The sequence below is a fragment of the Streptococcus sp. FSL R7-0248 genome (assembly GCF_037967965.1).
GTDB lineage: Bacteria > Bacillota > Bacilli > Lactobacillales > Streptococcaceae > Streptococcus.
The window spans coordinates 264,696-279,511 of sequence record NZ_CP150201.1; the positions used below are offsets into that span (position 1 = coordinate 264,696).

The window sequence follows — 14,816 nt, forward strand, 5'->3', positions numbered from 1 at the left end:
TTAGTAGAAACATGGATAAATACATTAGTTTTAATCAGTTTACATTTCAATATGATGCGCAAGCAGAAGCGACGCTTAAAGATATCAGCTTTGATATTGTCAAAGGCGAGAAAGTGCTCATTTTAGGCCCTTCTGGTAGCGGAAAGTCGACCCTGGCTCAGTGTCTCAATGGTATCATACCTAATATTCATAAAGGTCAGGCAAAAGGCCAGGTAAGGATAGATGGTCAGGATATTTTCAAGCAATCTATCTATGATAAGTCACAGTTAGTATCTACGGTATTGCAGGATCCAGATGGTCAGTTTATTGGCTTAACAGTAGCCGAGGATTTGGCTTTTGCCTTGGAAAATGATTGTGCTAATCAAAGTGAGATGAAGGATAAGGTAGCTCTCTGGGCTGAACGTCTAGACTTGACTTCTCTTTTGAATCACCGCCCTCAAGACTTATCAGGTGGCCAAAAACAACGAGTTAGTTTGGCTGGTGTCTTGATTGATGAGAGTCCTATTCTTCTATTTGATGAGCCTCTAGCAAATTTAGATCCTAAATCAGGACAGGAAACCATTGACCTCATTGATAAAATCCACAAAGAGGTGGGAGCTACAACAATTATTATTGAGCATCGTCTAGAAGATGTTCTTTATCGTCCTGTTGACCGGATTTTACTGGTCAATGATGGCACCCTCCTCTTTAACGGTAGCCCAGATGAGCTTTTATCAAGTACTCTCTTACTGGGAAATGGGATTCGCGAACCTCTATATGTGACGGTTTTACGTCAGTTGGGATTTGACACAAGGAGTGCACAAAATCTTAGTCAATTGGATGCTTTAGACTTATCTGACCTTGTTCTGCCAGATAGAGTTTTGAAAGATAAAAGAGACAGTTCAAGTGATTCTATTTTGAAGGTTGAGGGGCTTAGCGTTTCCTATGGGGATAATCCAGCGATTATAGAGGATATGTCTTTTAGCTTGAAAAAAGGTGAACGACTAGCGATTGTCGGTAAAAATGGAGCTGGAAAGTCGACGCTTGCCAAAGCTCTATGCGGTTTTGTCCCTAGTCAAGGGAAATTAACTTACAAGGGTCAGGATATCAGTCAGGATAGCATCGCCGAGCGTTCAGAGCGTATAGGCTTTGTTTTGCAAAACCCTAATCAGATGATTAGCCAAACTATGATTTTTGATGAAGTGGCTCTTGGTTTACGCTTGCGAGGGATTGAAGAAACTGAGGTTGAAGAGCGTGTTCATGAGGTCCTGAAGACTTGTGGTCTCTATAGTTTTCGTAAATGGCCTATTTCTGCGCTTTCCTTTGGTCAGAAAAAGCGCGTGACCATTGCATCTATCTTGGTTTTGAAACCTGAAATCATTATTTTGGATGAGCCAACCGCTGGTCAAGATTACAAGACTTACACGGATATCATGAATTTCTTGGACAGTCTTCAGAAGCAAGGCCATACCATTGTGATGATTACCCATGATATGCAGCTCATGTTGGAATATAGTGATCGTTGTCTCGTTGTGGTTGAGGGGAAAATCATTGCAGACGACAATCCTGTTACAATTCTTAATCAGAAGGAGTTACTTGAGTCGGCTAATCTCAAGCAGACATCTCTTTATACTTTGGGTCAGAAATTGTCAAGTGATCCAGTAGAAGTAACCCAGTATTATATCGAAAAAGGAGGCCCTAATGTCTAATCGTTTAATTGGTTATCAGTCAGGTCAAGGTTTCCTCTATGATTTGTCTGGGGCAAGTAAGATGCTTTTCTTTATCTTGGTTTCAGTTGCTTGTATGGCAACCTATGACCCACGTTTTATTCTAGCAGTAGGCTTACTTTCTATTTATCTCTTTTATTTGGCCAAGATTCGTTGGCGAGATATTTCTTTCGTTGTTAAGATTATTGGATCGATTGCTCTCTTTAATTTACTTATGGTCTACCTTTTCGCACCTGGTTATGGTGAAGAAATTTACGGGGCTAAGACAGTTATTATTGAAGGCTGGGGGCGTTTCTATCTAACCAGTCAGGAGCTTTTTTACCTTGCAAATCTATTGCTCAAGTATTTTTCAACGGTCCCTCTTGCTATTCTTTTTCTTATGACCACTCATCCGAGTCAGTTTGCGGCTAGCCTGAATCAAATTGGGGTTCCTTATAAATTTGCCTATTCCGTGAGTTTAACCTTGCGTTATATTCCAGATGTTCAAGAAGAATTCTTTACGATTCGTAAGGCTCAGGAGGCTCGTGGTTTGGATTTGTCGCAAAAGGTGGGATTGGTCAAACGCATTCGCGGGAATCTCCAAATTGTTCTTCCACTAATTTTTTCATCTCTCGAACGAATTGATACCATATCGACAGCCATGGAGTTACGACGATTTGGTCGCTACAAAAAACGTACATGGTATGTGCATAAATCTTTGATGAAACAAGATTACCTTGTCATCCTATCAGCTATCCTTATATTGGGGATTAGTATTGGATTAATTTTCTTCAATCATGGTCGTTTTTATAATCCATGGAGATAATGCTCTTAGCATAGAGAGAATCTGCCATTAAGCATAATAAAAAAACGTTCCCGTCTTGTCCAGATGAACGAGATTGGAACGTTTTTTGTTATTTCAAATAGCCTAAATAATCAAATTTTTCTAGCGTCCGATTGTCGGCGACAACTAGGATGATTCCTTCGTCAGGTAGTTTCTTAATTGGGTCAAAGTGAGTGTTTAACTTGCCATTTTGCTCATCTCTAAAACCAATAACGTTGACGTTATAATTTTGTCTTAGATTTAATGTATGCAAAGACTTTCCAGCCCATTCCTTTGGAATTTTAAGTTCAATTAAAGCCACGTCGTCCTCTAAATGAAAAACATTTGAAATGTTATAACGGAGGATGTTTGAAGCCAATTCTTTTGCTGTGCTACGCTCAGGAGTGATGACCCAGTTGGCCCCCATTCCGTAAAGGACTTCCTCATAATTGTTATTCATAGCTTTAGCAATAATATTTGTAATGCCAAGTTTTTTACATTGCAGGAGCGCCAGTGCAGAAGATTCTAAGTGTTCTCCAGTTGCAATAATGACCGTATCGCAAGTATCAATACCAGCAGAACGTAGAAAGTCAATGTCAGTAATGTCACCAACAGCGGCCTTAGTCACCTGATCAGCAAGGGAATCAATTGTTGTAGAGTTATTGTCTAAGGCAATAACGTCTTGTCCAAAAGAGGAGAGTTCGGTTGCAATGGTTTGTCCAAAGATTCCCAGACCGAGGACCCCAATAATTTGTGTTTTCATATACAATCCTTTCAGAATATTGTCATTTAATAAAATAGTTTAGCCGACTGAAATGTCAGTTGGGGCATAAGAGATATGTTTTTCTTTTTTGGTCATCAAGCTCAAGAGAACAGTGATAGGTCCGACACGGCCAATGAACATCAGAGCCATGATAACGAGGCGTCCTAGGGTATTTAGATTAGGGGTCAAATCCATTGAAACACCAACTGTAGCAATGGCTGACACACTCTCAAAAAGTAGGCCTAGTGGTGAGAGAGTAGGATTAGTTTCCAGCAAAATAACATAGCCGACAAAGAGCATCGTTAGGAAAAAGAGTATAACTGTGAATGCTTGCAAAATGGTTTTGTTAGATATAATACGGTTTCGAAAAACCACGCTCGAGTTACCAGATAGCTCTGACTTAAAAAGTAGGAACATGATAGAGGCAGTTGTCACCTTGATACCACCCGCAGTTCCTCCAGGACCACCCCCAATAATCATTTGAATCATAAAAAGAAGATTTGTGGAGAAATCTGCATTGGTATAGGAAATAGTTGCAAAGCCAGCGGTACGCATGGTTACAGTCTGAAAGAAACTTACCAGAAGTTGTTGCCAGACATTGAGAGTACCGATTGTCTTAGAGTTATCCATTTCCAGTAACCAAGCAAGTAGTGTTCCTCCTAATAGGAGACAACCTGTGCTTATAAGCACAAGACGGCTTTGATTACTGAAAGGTCTCCAAGCTAATTTCCAATTCCTTGGACGATCTTTAATATAACGTCTTATTAGTTGAATCAAATCAATCCAAACTGCAAATCCCAAGCTTCCAGACATGATGAGAAAAGCTACAGCAAGGTTAATGGTTGGATTGGTTGCATAATCTTGTAAACTGTTAGAACCTAAGTTATCAAATCCAGCATTACAAAAGGCAGAGACAGCTAGAAAGAGACTATTAAAGATGCCATGACCAAGTCCAAAACGAGGAATGAAGTCAGTCATAATCACGAGTGCTGCTAAAGCTTCAATAGAAAAAGTTATTTTATAGACCTTAAAAAGATAGGCCTTCAAATCTTTTTGGTTATCCCTACTAAGTGCGGATTGAAGGAGATCTTGATCGCTCAGTCCTAATTTATTTTTAAGGGTATAGGTACTAAAGGCTATAAGAGAGACTAGTCCAAGTCCTCCCGTCTGCATGAGAAGCATAGAGAAAATTTGACCGAGACCATTGTAAGCCTTACTGACCGGGACAACAGAAAGTCCAGTTACACAGACCATTGACACAGTATTGAAGAGATGATCTAGGTAGCTTGTTTCTGGACTATTAGCATAGTGGCTTATGGGAAGGCTAAGTAAAATACTTCCCACTATAATGACAAAGACAAAGCTGAGCACCAGCTTTTGCGTGACAGAAAGACGATTGATCAATGAAAACCTCCGAGTTATCATAAGAGTAAATAATAATCCAAGGAGTAAGACACCTCCTTGGATAAACGTTATAGCGGCTTCTTGTTAGGAATTCCAGCACGACGTGGGTATTTATTTGGGGTTTCTTTTTTCTTATCGACAATAGTGACATTACGTCCATCCCCATTTGGCAGTCTGTAGTTCTCGTTGAGAATAGGCTTGGCAAAAAGCGAGTTCAAGGCATTTTTAGCATCGGCTAACTCTTCATCAGCTGCTGCAGCTTTAAGTGCAATAAGTTGTCCACCAACCTTCAAGAAAGGAATAGTCAATTCTGAGAGAACCTGCATGCGTGCGACGGCACGGGCAGTAACAATATCAAACTGAGCACGGAAGGCCTTGTCTTGTCCAAAATCCTCTGCACGTCCATGATAGAAGTGAACACCGCTGAGCTCAAGTTCATCAGCCAAGAGATTGAGGAAATTGATGCGTTTATTAAGAGAGTCGATGATAGTCACATCAAGCTCAGGGCAAAGGATTTTCATAGGGAGACTTGGAAATCCAGCTCCAGCTCCGATATCCAGAAGTCGAATACTTTGATTTTTAATATGCCCTTGAAGAACAGGAGCCAAAGAATCATAGAAATGTTTGAGGTAGACCTCGTCTCTTTCTGTGATTGCAGTAAGGTTGATCTTTTCGTTCCATTCTACCAAAAGCTCAAAGTAGCGTTGGAATTGGTCTTTTTGTTTTTGGCTGAGATTGAACCCCAGTTCTTTCAAAGCCTTGTAAAAATCTTCAGGTGTCATTATATATTCCTTTTATCTAGTTTCAATGCTCTTATTTTACCATAATTAAGAGCTTTCATCTAACTCTATAGGACAGATGAAAACTGGGTCCGAGTAAGTTTCTCATTAGCTTTGAAAAAAGTTCTAAGTTTAAGAAATATGTAATATTAAAGGTGTTATTTTTTCTTAAAAATTTGATATAATACTAATTAAGTCTAAAATCATAATCATGCTCTCTAATGAAACGTGAATGTAGGGGATTATGGTCTTGTGGATTGAAAATAGATCCCTATGGGGAAATTTAATTTGAGGATTAAGAATGATTTATCTTTCAGAAGTTAGAAAGTCTCCAGAGGGGCTCGCCTTTAGCGAAGCACCTTCTTTGTTGGAGTCTATTAAAGAACGCTATGATCAAGTTTTAAATCTTGAAAAGATTCAAGCAAGTGGTCAGGTAGCCTATGATAATGGCTTGTACCTTTTGGACTATCAACTTAGCTATGATATTACCTTGCCATCTAGCCGTTCACTTGAACCTGTGACACTTAGCTTTAACTATCCGGTTTCAGAAACCTTTATACAAGAGGCAGATGCTGCTCTTCAAAAGGAATTAGTCGAAGAAAATCTAGTTCTTATCTTGGATGGGGATACCATTAATCTTGATGAGAGTATTCTAGATAATATTCTTCTTAATATTCCTTTGAGAGTATTAACACCTGAGGAAGAATCAGGAAAAATTTCGCTCTCAGGGAATGACTGGGAAGTCTTGTCAGAAGAGGACTTTGCCGCACTTCAACAGGAGAAAAAAGAGGCAAGTAATCCCTTTGCCCAATTGAACGGTCTATTTGACGAAAATTAATTCAAAAAAATAAACTAAAAATGTTTGACAATTTTAAAAATCTGTATTATTATATCATTAGAAGTTAATTTTCGGATTTATTTATAGGGTAAATCTACAGACTTTTTAAGGGAAATAGAAGTCAAAAAATTTTAAGAAAGTGGTAAATACTTATTATGAGCAAACGCATTTTGATTGTTGAAGATGAGAAAAACCTTGCTCGTTTTGTCTCTCTTGAACTTCAACACGAAGGATACGACGTTGTGACAGCAGACAACGGACGTGAAGGACTTGAAATGGCACTCGAGAAAGATTTCGATCTTATTCTCTTGGACCTTATGTTGCCTGAGATGGACGGTTTTGAAGTAACACGTCGTCTCCAACAAGAAAAAGATACTTATATTATGATGATGACAGCCCGCGATTCAATCATGGACATTGTTGCTGGTTTGGACCGTGGTGCTGATGACTATATTGTAAAACCTTTTGCGATTGAAGAACTATTGGCACGTATTCGAGCAACCTTCCGTCGCCAAGATATCGAAGCTGCTAAGAATGCACCAGCTAAAGCGTCAACTTATCGTGATTTGAAATTGGATGTTCAAAACCGTACAGTTGTTCGTGGTGATGAAGCAATTCCATTGACAAAACGTGAGTTTGATTTGTTGAACACACTTTTGAGCAATATGAACCAAGTGATGACCCGTGAGGAACTCTTGCTTCAAGTTTGGAAATATGATGATGCAATCGAAACAAACGTTGTAGATGTCTATATTCGTTACTTGCGTGGAAAAATCGATGTTCCAGGTAAGGAATCATACATTCAAACAGTGCGAGGAATGGGTTACGTTATCCGTGAAAAATGAGTAAATTACAAGATAAATTATTTGGTAAAGTAACCATTAGAAAAAAGTTGACCATGACAACTGCTGTGGTCTTCTTTCTTGTATTGTCGATGTTCACTCTAGTTGTTGTTTTCTCGGCCAATACGCTTCTTTTGCAACGTGAACGTCAAAATGTAAATAATACAATTTCGAAAGTTGTTACTTATATCGAAAAGGACTGGGATTCTGATGAAGAGTTGAGTCCAGAACCGCTTTTAGCGGCCCTTTATTCGCCTAAAAATATCTATGCATCAATCATTAATGGTGTGCTTTCTGAAAAGCACTCTTTGGATGGTCAAGTTGCAATTTCTAATAAATTATTTTCTAACCAATCTGTTTTTGTTTATGACAAAAAGGGAACGTTTATCTTTACTTCTGAGGAAAACACAGACTCTCCTCCAGGCATGTCTGAAGTAAACAAACTGAAGTCAGTGTCCTATAAAGGAAAGCGTGGTTTCTTACTGCAAGTTCCAATTTACGGTAAGGATAAAAAGACCATCGTTGGTTATGCCCAGATTTTCCATGATTTGGAATTCTACTATGCTCTGAAAGAGCGTTTGATTTTCTTATTGATTTTCCTAGAAGTGGGGATGACGGTCCTAGTTATCGCAGCAACTGTGGTTGTCTTGACATCTATTCTTCGTCCGATGAGACAGTTGCACGAAACGATGGGAGTTATCACCGATTCGCCAAGTGATTTGGAACTTCGTTCTAAGATTGAAAGCCACGATGAAATTGGTGATTTGGCGGTTAACTTTAACCGTATGATGGATAAAATCCAAGAAAATAATCAGATGCAGATGCGTTTCTTGAGTGACGTCAGTCATGAATTACGTACGCCGATTGCGGTTATCAAGGGGCATATGGACCTCTTGCAACGTTGGGGTAAAAATGACCCTGAGATTCTTGAGGAGAGTCTTGAGGCTGCAAGTCACGAGGCCAACCGTATGACGATTATGATTAATGATATGTTGGATTCTATCCGTGTCAAAGGATCATTTGAAAATCATAGAAATGATACGTGTGATTTGAATTCTTCAATCCGTACGGTTATTGGTAACTTCCGTGTCTTGCATGAAGATTACCAATTCTATCTCAATGATTTTGAGAGCTCAGAGCGTCCAGCACAGATTTACAGCCAACACTTTGAACAGGCGATTACGATTTTGATTGATAACGCGGTCAAGTATTCTCCTGTTAACAAGGAAATCCAGGTTACAATCAAGGCTCTGGAAGATGAAATGTTGGTACAAGTACAAGATAATGGTGAAGGGATTTCTAAAGAAGATATTGAGCATATCTTTGAACGCTTCTATCGTTCAGATAAGGCACGTAATCGTACGACAACACAATCTGGTGTTGGTATTGGTTTGTCAATCCTTTACCAAATTGTGGAAGCTTATCGCTGCCGTATCGATGTTAGTTCTGAACTTGGTGTTGGAACACGTTTCGACCTTTACATTCCATTTGCGGATGGAGAAACGACGATACCTCAACTTGAGCTTTAAATCAATTTATAAGAGTCTTAGAGTGATTCTTGGTCGTGAGCACGCCTCGTTTAGAGCGTGCTTTTTGTGTGTTTTTATGGTAAAATAGAGTACCGAATTTCAAAGATTGGTGGTGAAGTGCATGCGTTGTCCAAAATGTCAACATAATAAATCTAGTGTTATCGATAGCCGTCAGGCAGAGGATGGGAATACCATTCGTCGTCGTCGTGAGTGTGATTCTTGTCATGCTCGTTTTACAACTTTTGAGCGTGTGGAAGAAGTTCCACTTTTGGTTGTCAAAAAAGACGGCACTCGTGAACAATTCTCTCGCGATAAGATTTTCAATGGTATCTTGATGAGTGCTCAGAAGCGTCCGGTTTCTAGTGAGGATATCGAAAATGCCATCACCCGAATTGAGCAAAACATTCGCCGTAACCATGATGGAGAGGTTGATAGTGATGTCATTGGGAATTTAGTGATGAAAGAACTCGCTGACCTTGATGAAATTACTTATGTACGTTTTGCCAGTGTCTACCGTTCTTTCAAAGATGTTGATGAGATTGAAGAGTTGCTTCAAGAAATCACCAAAACTGTACGTGCGAAAAAAGAGTCTAAAAAATGAGACCTATTGAAGAATTTGTCTATGTTGGCAATCAGGTTATCGTTCCCGATCAGGCAAGTTTGATGCGTTGCTATTATCCTATTATTGGGAGTGAGGGATATGCTCTCTACCAGTATTTCGTGGCTTTTTATGACAATGGTAATCACCGCCATAAGTTTGCAGCTATTCTGAACCACCTTAACTTTGGAATGCAGCCCCTTCAGGAAGCACTGGCGGTTCTGACAGCAGTAGATCTCTTGGCCTTTTACCACTCACCTCAAGGGTTTTATGTTATAGAGCTTAAGTCTCCCTTATCAATTGAGCAGTTTCTAAAACATGCCGTTTATAGTTCACTTCTCGAGCAAAAGATTAGTGAACCAGCAGTAGACGCTTTGAAACCGGCAGGTCTACAAGGCTTGCAAGATTTATCTAAACGTTTTTCGGATGTCTTTACCGATGAGCGTTTGGCTCAAAAGTCTGTGTCTGAAATCAAGCCCAAAAATTCATTTGATTTAAGCAGTTTCAGGAATCGTATGCAGGCTGATGGGCTTGTATTCAAAGATGAAAAGACAGATGTGCCAGAAATCTATAAATTGTCTGAAACTCATGGCATGAATTGGTATGACACCTATCTCTTAGCTAAGAAGACAGCCGTGAACCACCAGATTATTGTCAAGCGTATGCAGGTGCAATTAGAGCAGGCTCAAGCTCAAACATTGGGTGGTGATTCTGCTTTGACGGAGACGGAGAAAAAGATTCTTAAAGCGGTTAGGTCCGAAAAACCTATAGATTACTTGCAAAGTGCTAAAGGCCCAAGCGGGACTGTGACTAATTCTGAGAAGCAGATTCTCACGGATTTGGCACAAAGAGGCTTTATGGATGAGGTCATTAACCTCATGGTTGCCTACAGTTTGGGACGGACACGTTCGACGAATGTGAATCGAGAGTATATCTCTAAACTTGCCAACGATTTTGCCTTTAAGAATATCGTCACTGCTGAACAGGGACTTTTAGCTTTGCGTAGTGGTTACGATAAGAAATCACAGCAAGCAAAAGCTGATTCTAAGAAGAAAACAAATGTGCCGAGCTGGAGTAATCCAGATTATGATAATCAAACCAGTCAGGCTGATCAGGCCAAGTTGGATGAAATTAGACGTCGGGCTTTGGCAAAACTAGAAAAAGGAAAGGAGTAGCCTATGGAAAGAGTTGGACAAACCCTAAACCGAACAGGGCATCATGGGTCTGGCAATGCGACAGATTTAACGAAGCAAATTTTGGCGGATCCAAGAGTGGCCAGCTTTATTCAAGAGCATAGCCTAAGCCAGGATGAAATCAAACGTAGTCTTCCTAAGTTTAATCAATTCCTAGTGGAATGCCGTAAGGTCAAAGAAGGTGATGCCTCGTATATTGCCAAAGGGTATGAACCGATTCTGACCATGAATGAAGGTTACGCTGATGTCACCTATAAGGAGACGCGTCAGCTCAAGGAGCAACAAGAACAACAGGCTATTGCTAAACGGATTAACTTGGTGAGTCTGCCTCAGTCTTATCGTAAGATTACCTTTGCGGACATTGCTCTAGATGATGTGGCGCGTGTAGATACCTTTGAGAGTCTCGTGGATTTTGTGGCGAATTACCCTAGTCCAGACCAGAAAGGCCTCTACATTTACGGAGACATGGGGGTTGGAAAATCCTTCATGTTGGCTGCTATGGCCCATGAACTTTCCGAAACCAAGAAGGTTGCGACGACCATTATTCATTACCCATCATTTACTATTGATGTTAAAAATGGAATCAAGGATGGTTCTGTCAAGGAACAAATTGATGCTGTCAAACAGGCAGAAGTTTTAGTTCTAGATGATATCGGTGCAGAACAATTCTCTTCTTGGATTAGGGATGATGTTTTGCAAGTTATCCTCCAGCATCGCATGATTGAGGAGTTGCCTACCTTCTTTACGTCTAACTATAGTTTTTCGGATCTAGAAGCTAAGCTATCCAATGGACGTCAAGGAGACGAGACTTGGCAGGCCAAACGTGTGATGGAGCGTATTCGTTTTCTTGCCAAAGAGGTTCACTTGAAGGGTGTTAATCGCCGCTAAGTTGAATCTAATAATGATAAAGAATAAGAGAGTTTGCTTCCTTTGGTGGAAGTGAGACTGCTAAATGAAGAAAGGAATCCCTATTTAATCAGGGACTTAAACATATGACATTACCTACAGTTGCTATCGTGGGTCGCCCAAACGTTGGGAAATCGACCCTATTTAACCGAATTGCGGGTGAACGTATCTCTATCGTCGAAGACGTTGAAGGGGTAACACGTGACCGTATTTATACCTCTGCTGAATGGCTTAATCGCCAGTTTAGCTTAATTGATACAGGTGGTATTGATGATGTTGATGCACCATTTATGGAACAAATTAAGCACCAAGCTGACATTGCCATGACTGAAGCTGACGTTATTGTCTTTGTCGTTTCAGGTAAGGAAGGCGTGACAGATGCGGACGAGTACGTTGCTCGTATTCTCTATAAGACCAACAAGCCAGTTATCTTGGCGGTAAATAAAGTGGATAACCCTGAGATGCGTGCAGATATCTATGATTTTTATTCTCTAGGTCTTGGTGATCCTTATCCAGTTTCATCTGTTCACGGCATCGGTACAGGGGATGTTCTCGATGCTATCGTTGAAAATCTTCCAACAGAAGTTGAAGAAGAAAATCCAGATATCATCCGTTTCAGTTTGATTGGACGTCCAAACGTCGGAAAATCAAGCTTGATTAACGCTATTTTGGGTGAGGACCGTGTAATTGCTAGCCCGATTGCTGGTACGACTCGAGATGCCATTGATACAAACTTTGTGGACAGTGAAGGTCAAGAGTATACCATGATTGACACCGCTGGTATGCGTAAATCTGGTAAGGTTTATGAAAACACAGAAAAATACTCTGTCATGCGTTCAATGCGTGCTATTGACCGTTCTGATATCGTCCTTATGGTTATCAATGCCGAAGAAGGTATCCGTGAGTATGACAAGCGTATCGCTGGTTTTGCCCATGAAGCTGGTAAAGGGATTATCATCGTAGTTAACAAATGGGATACGATTAAGAAAGACAATCATACCGTTGCTAATTGGGAAGCAGATATCCGTGATCAGTTCCAATTTTTGAGCTATGCACCAATTATCTTTGTATCGGCTGAGACGAAACAACGTCTTAACAAGTTGCCAGAGATGATTAAACGCATCAGTGAGAGTCAAAATCGTCGTATTTCATCAGCTGTTTTGAATGATGTTATCATGGATGCCATTGCCATCAACCCAACACCAACTGACAAAGGAAAACGTCTTAAGATTTTCTATGGCACACAAGTTTCGGTTAAACCACCAACATTTGTCATCTTTGTCAATGAAGAAGAGCTTATGCACTTCTCATATATGCGTTTCTTGGAAAATCAAATTCGTCAGGCCTTTGGTTTTGAGGGAACCCCAATCCATTTGATTGCTCGTAAACGTAAATAAAAAAGAGACCAACCAGAATAAAATCTTTATGGGTTGGTCTTTTATCATTGTAAGGAGAAAATGATGTTAGAAAATATTCAAGCTTATTTGTCAAAACAGGGAGTTAAGTATATCAAACCTGAAAAAGCCGGTCCACATCAGGAAGAGATGGAATCACTCAAGTCACTTGGTCAAGCAGCTCGTAAGGAGATGCAGACTTTAGCAAAACTTCTAGAGGAGCGTTTGGCACCCTTTAAGATGGATCGTGTCAGTAATTGGGCCAATCAGGCACAAATATGTCGGCCACACTTTTGGTGCTATTACAGGGCCCCTGAGGATAGTTTAGACGATGTGGCCATGGCGACTCGACTTTATGGTCAGCCTGAAAAATGGGGGATTTCAGTAGAAGTTAGCTTTGTCGAACGTAAAAAATCAGATACTACTCTAGCTAAGCAACATAAGGTCCTAGACTTACCGATTGCTTTTCCACTTTACTATTTTGCTCAAGAAGATGGTGTCAGTCATCGTGTGGAAGGAACTGAAGAGAATCGCCAGATGCTTAAAGAAGCGGTTAGAGATGGTCGTGTTCGTAAGGTGTTGGTCAAGTATGATGTGACAGTGACTGCTAGTGAAACAATGGAAGAATTGGTAGAAGAACTTACTGATGGATTCTATAAGTTGAAACCATACTACGAGGAAGCTAATCAAAACTAAAAAATCTCCAGGTTCTTTCTGGAGATTTTCCTTGTTATTTTGGTGAAATCACTTCAGCACCACCCATGTAAGGACGAAGAACTTCAGGGATAGTTACTGAACCATCTTCGTTTTGGTAGTTTTCAAGGATAGCGGCTACTGTACGTCCAACAGCAAGTCCTGAACCGTTAAGAGTGTGAAGAAGTTTTACTTTACCATCGGCTTCGTCACGGTAACGGATTTGTGCACGACGGGCTTGGAAATCTTCTGTGTTTGAACATGAAGAAATTTCGCGGTAAGTGTTTTGTGCTGGAATCCAAACTTCCAAGTCGTAAGTTTTCGCAGCTGAGAATCCCATATCGCCAGTACACAAAGTGATGACACGGTATGGCAAGTTAAGTTTTTGAAGAATGTTTTCAGCGTTAACTACCATTTTTTCCAATTCATCATAAGAGTTTTCAGGTTTTGAGAATTTGACCATTTCAACCTTGTGGAATTGGTGAAGACGAATCAAACCACGTGTGTCACGACCAGCTGAACCAGCTTCTGAACGGAATGAAGGGCTCATAGCTGTGAAGTAGATTGGCAATTCTTTACCATCAAGGATTTCACCACGGTAGTAGTTTGTCAAAGGAACTTCGGCTGTTGGGATAAGGACATAGTCAGTACCGTCAAGCTCGAAAGTATCTTCTTTGAATTTTGGATATTGACCAGTACCGAACATTGAGTCGTGGTTAACCATGTAAGGTGTGATCATCTCAGTGTAACCTTCTTTAGCATGCTCATCCAACATGAAGTTGTAGATTGCACGTTCTAATTTTGCTCCAAGGCCTTTGTAGAAAAGGAAACGAGAACCAGTGACTTTAGCACCACGTTCCCAATCTAGGATACCAAGGTCTTCCCCAAGATCCCAGTGTGCTTTAACTTCAAAATCAAATTCACGAGGTGTTCCCCAACGACGAACTTCTACGTTTTCATCTTCGTCAGCGCCTACAGGAACAGAGTCATTTGGTGTGTTTGGAAGTGTCACAACGATGGCATTAAGCTTTTCATCGATAGCAGCAAGTTCTGCATCAATTTCCTTAATTGCTGCAGAGACTTTTTGCATTGCTGCGATTTGTTCAGAAGCATCTTCTTTGTTACGCTTAGCTTGAGCGATACCATCTGAAGCAATGTTACGTTGAGCTTTGAGTTCTTCAGATTTAATAAGAAGTTCGCGACGTTTAACATCAAGCTCTTTAAGTTCATTTAAAGTTTCAGCAGCGACACCACGTGTAGCCAATTTTTCGGCAAGGGCATCGAAGTCGTTACGAATACGTTTTACATCTAACATAAGTTCCTCCAAAAAGTAAAACACTCCAGTGAAAGTGTTGGAGTGACATAGGCC

Annotated in this window: 14 protein-coding genes; 10 read left to right on the forward strand and 4 right to left on the reverse strand. The window is 40.3% G+C overall.

Annotation, left to right across the window (positions count from 1 at the left end):
• The first annotated feature begins 11 nt into the window (after positions 1-11).
• Positions 12-1,688: a DUF3744 domain-containing protein gene (locus NYE32_RS01395; protein WP_037599011.1), complete on the forward strand. Its 1,677-nt coding sequence runs from the start codon at positions 12-14 to the stop codon at positions 1,686-1,688.
• Positions 1,681-2,511 carry an energy-coupling factor transporter transmembrane component T gene (locus NYE32_RS01400; protein WP_037599013.1) on the forward strand — a complete coding sequence of 277 codons (831 nt, stop codon included), beginning with the start codon at positions 1,681-1,683 and terminating at the stop codon, positions 2,509-2,511. Before NYE32_RS01395 ends, NYE32_RS01400 begins: the two co-directional genes overlap by 8 nt.
• 88 nt (positions 2,512-2,599) lie before the next feature.
• Here the strand turns inward: NYE32_RS01400 and NYE32_RS01405 are convergent, their stop codons facing one another.
• From NYE32_RS01405 to rsmG, 3 genes are all read right to left on the reverse strand, one after another.
• The gene (locus NYE32_RS01405) at positions 2,600-3,271 is read right to left on the reverse strand and encodes a TrkA family potassium uptake protein (protein WP_002889958.1); all 672 of its coding nucleotides are present in this window, start codon (positions 3,269-3,271) and stop codon (positions 2,600-2,602) included.
• 39 nt (positions 3,272-3,310) lie between these two features.
• Positions 3,311-4,675: a potassium transporter TrkG gene (locus NYE32_RS01410; protein WP_082160342.1), complete on the reverse strand. Its 1,365-nt coding sequence runs from the start codon at positions 4,673-4,675 to the stop codon at positions 3,311-3,313.
• A 68-nt stretch (positions 4,676-4,743) separates the two neighbouring features.
• The gene (gene rsmG / locus NYE32_RS01415) at positions 4,744-5,457 is read right to left on the reverse strand and encodes a 16S rRNA (guanine(527)-N(7))-methyltransferase RsmG (protein ID WP_037599017.1); all 714 of its coding nucleotides are present in this window, start codon (positions 5,455-5,457) and stop codon (positions 4,744-4,746) included.
• A gap of 298 nt (positions 5,458-5,755) precedes the next feature.
• Between rsmG and NYE32_RS01420 the strand changes: the two genes are divergently transcribed.
• The 8 genes from NYE32_RS01420 (at position 5,756) to NYE32_RS01455 (ending at position 13,450) form a co-directional block, all read left to right on the forward strand.
• Entirely contained in the window at positions 5,756-6,292 is a 537-nt protein-coding gene (locus tag NYE32_RS01420) for a YceD family protein (RefSeq protein WP_037599019.1), read from the forward strand.
• Between the two features lie 155 nt (positions 6,293-6,447).
• On the forward strand, positions 6,448-7,137 hold the full coding sequence (locus NYE32_RS01425) for a response regulator transcription factor (RefSeq protein ID WP_002883757.1): 690 nt from the start codon (positions 6,448-6,450) through the stop codon (positions 7,135-7,137).
• On the forward strand, positions 7,134-8,663 hold the full coding sequence (locus tag NYE32_RS01430; RefSeq protein WP_073949294.1) for a HAMP domain-containing histidine kinase: 1,530 nt from the start codon (positions 7,134-7,136) through the stop codon (positions 8,661-8,663). Before NYE32_RS01425 ends, NYE32_RS01430 begins: the two co-directional genes overlap by 4 nt.
• 121 nt (positions 8,664-8,784) lie before the next feature.
• Entirely contained in the window at positions 8,785-9,264 is a 480-nt protein-coding gene (gene nrdR / locus NYE32_RS01435) for a transcriptional regulator NrdR (protein ID WP_002883820.1), read from the forward strand.
• The gene (locus NYE32_RS01440; protein ID WP_037599021.1) at positions 9,261-10,436 is read left to right on the forward strand and encodes a DnaD domain protein; all 1,176 of its coding nucleotides are present in this window, start codon (positions 9,261-9,263) and stop codon (positions 10,434-10,436) included. Before nrdR ends, NYE32_RS01440 begins: the two co-directional genes overlap by 4 nt.
• 3 nt (positions 10,437-10,439) lie before the next feature.
• Complete coding sequence (gene dnaI / locus NYE32_RS01445; protein WP_037599023.1) at positions 10,440-11,342, forward strand: primosomal protein DnaI; 903 nt, start codon at positions 10,440-10,442, stop codon at positions 11,340-11,342.
• A gap of 104 nt (positions 11,343-11,446) precedes the next feature.
• On the forward strand, positions 11,447-12,757 hold the full coding sequence (gene der / locus NYE32_RS01450; RefSeq protein WP_002886596.1) for a ribosome biogenesis GTPase Der: 1,311 nt from the start codon (positions 11,447-11,449) through the stop codon (positions 12,755-12,757).
• A 63-nt stretch (positions 12,758-12,820) separates the two neighbouring features.
• A complete protein-coding gene (locus tag NYE32_RS01455; RefSeq protein ID WP_037599025.1) occupies positions 12,821-13,450 on the forward strand; it encodes a hypothetical protein in 630 nt (209 codons plus the stop codon).
• A 34-nt stretch (positions 13,451-13,484) separates the two neighbouring features.
• Here NYE32_RS01455 and serS read toward each other — a convergent pair whose 3' ends face one another.
• Positions 13,485-14,762, reverse strand: a complete 1,278-nt coding sequence (gene serS / locus NYE32_RS01460; RefSeq protein ID WP_037599027.1) for a serine--tRNA ligase — start codon at positions 14,760-14,762, stop codon at positions 13,485-13,487.
• Positions 14,763-14,816 lie beyond the last annotated feature (54 nt).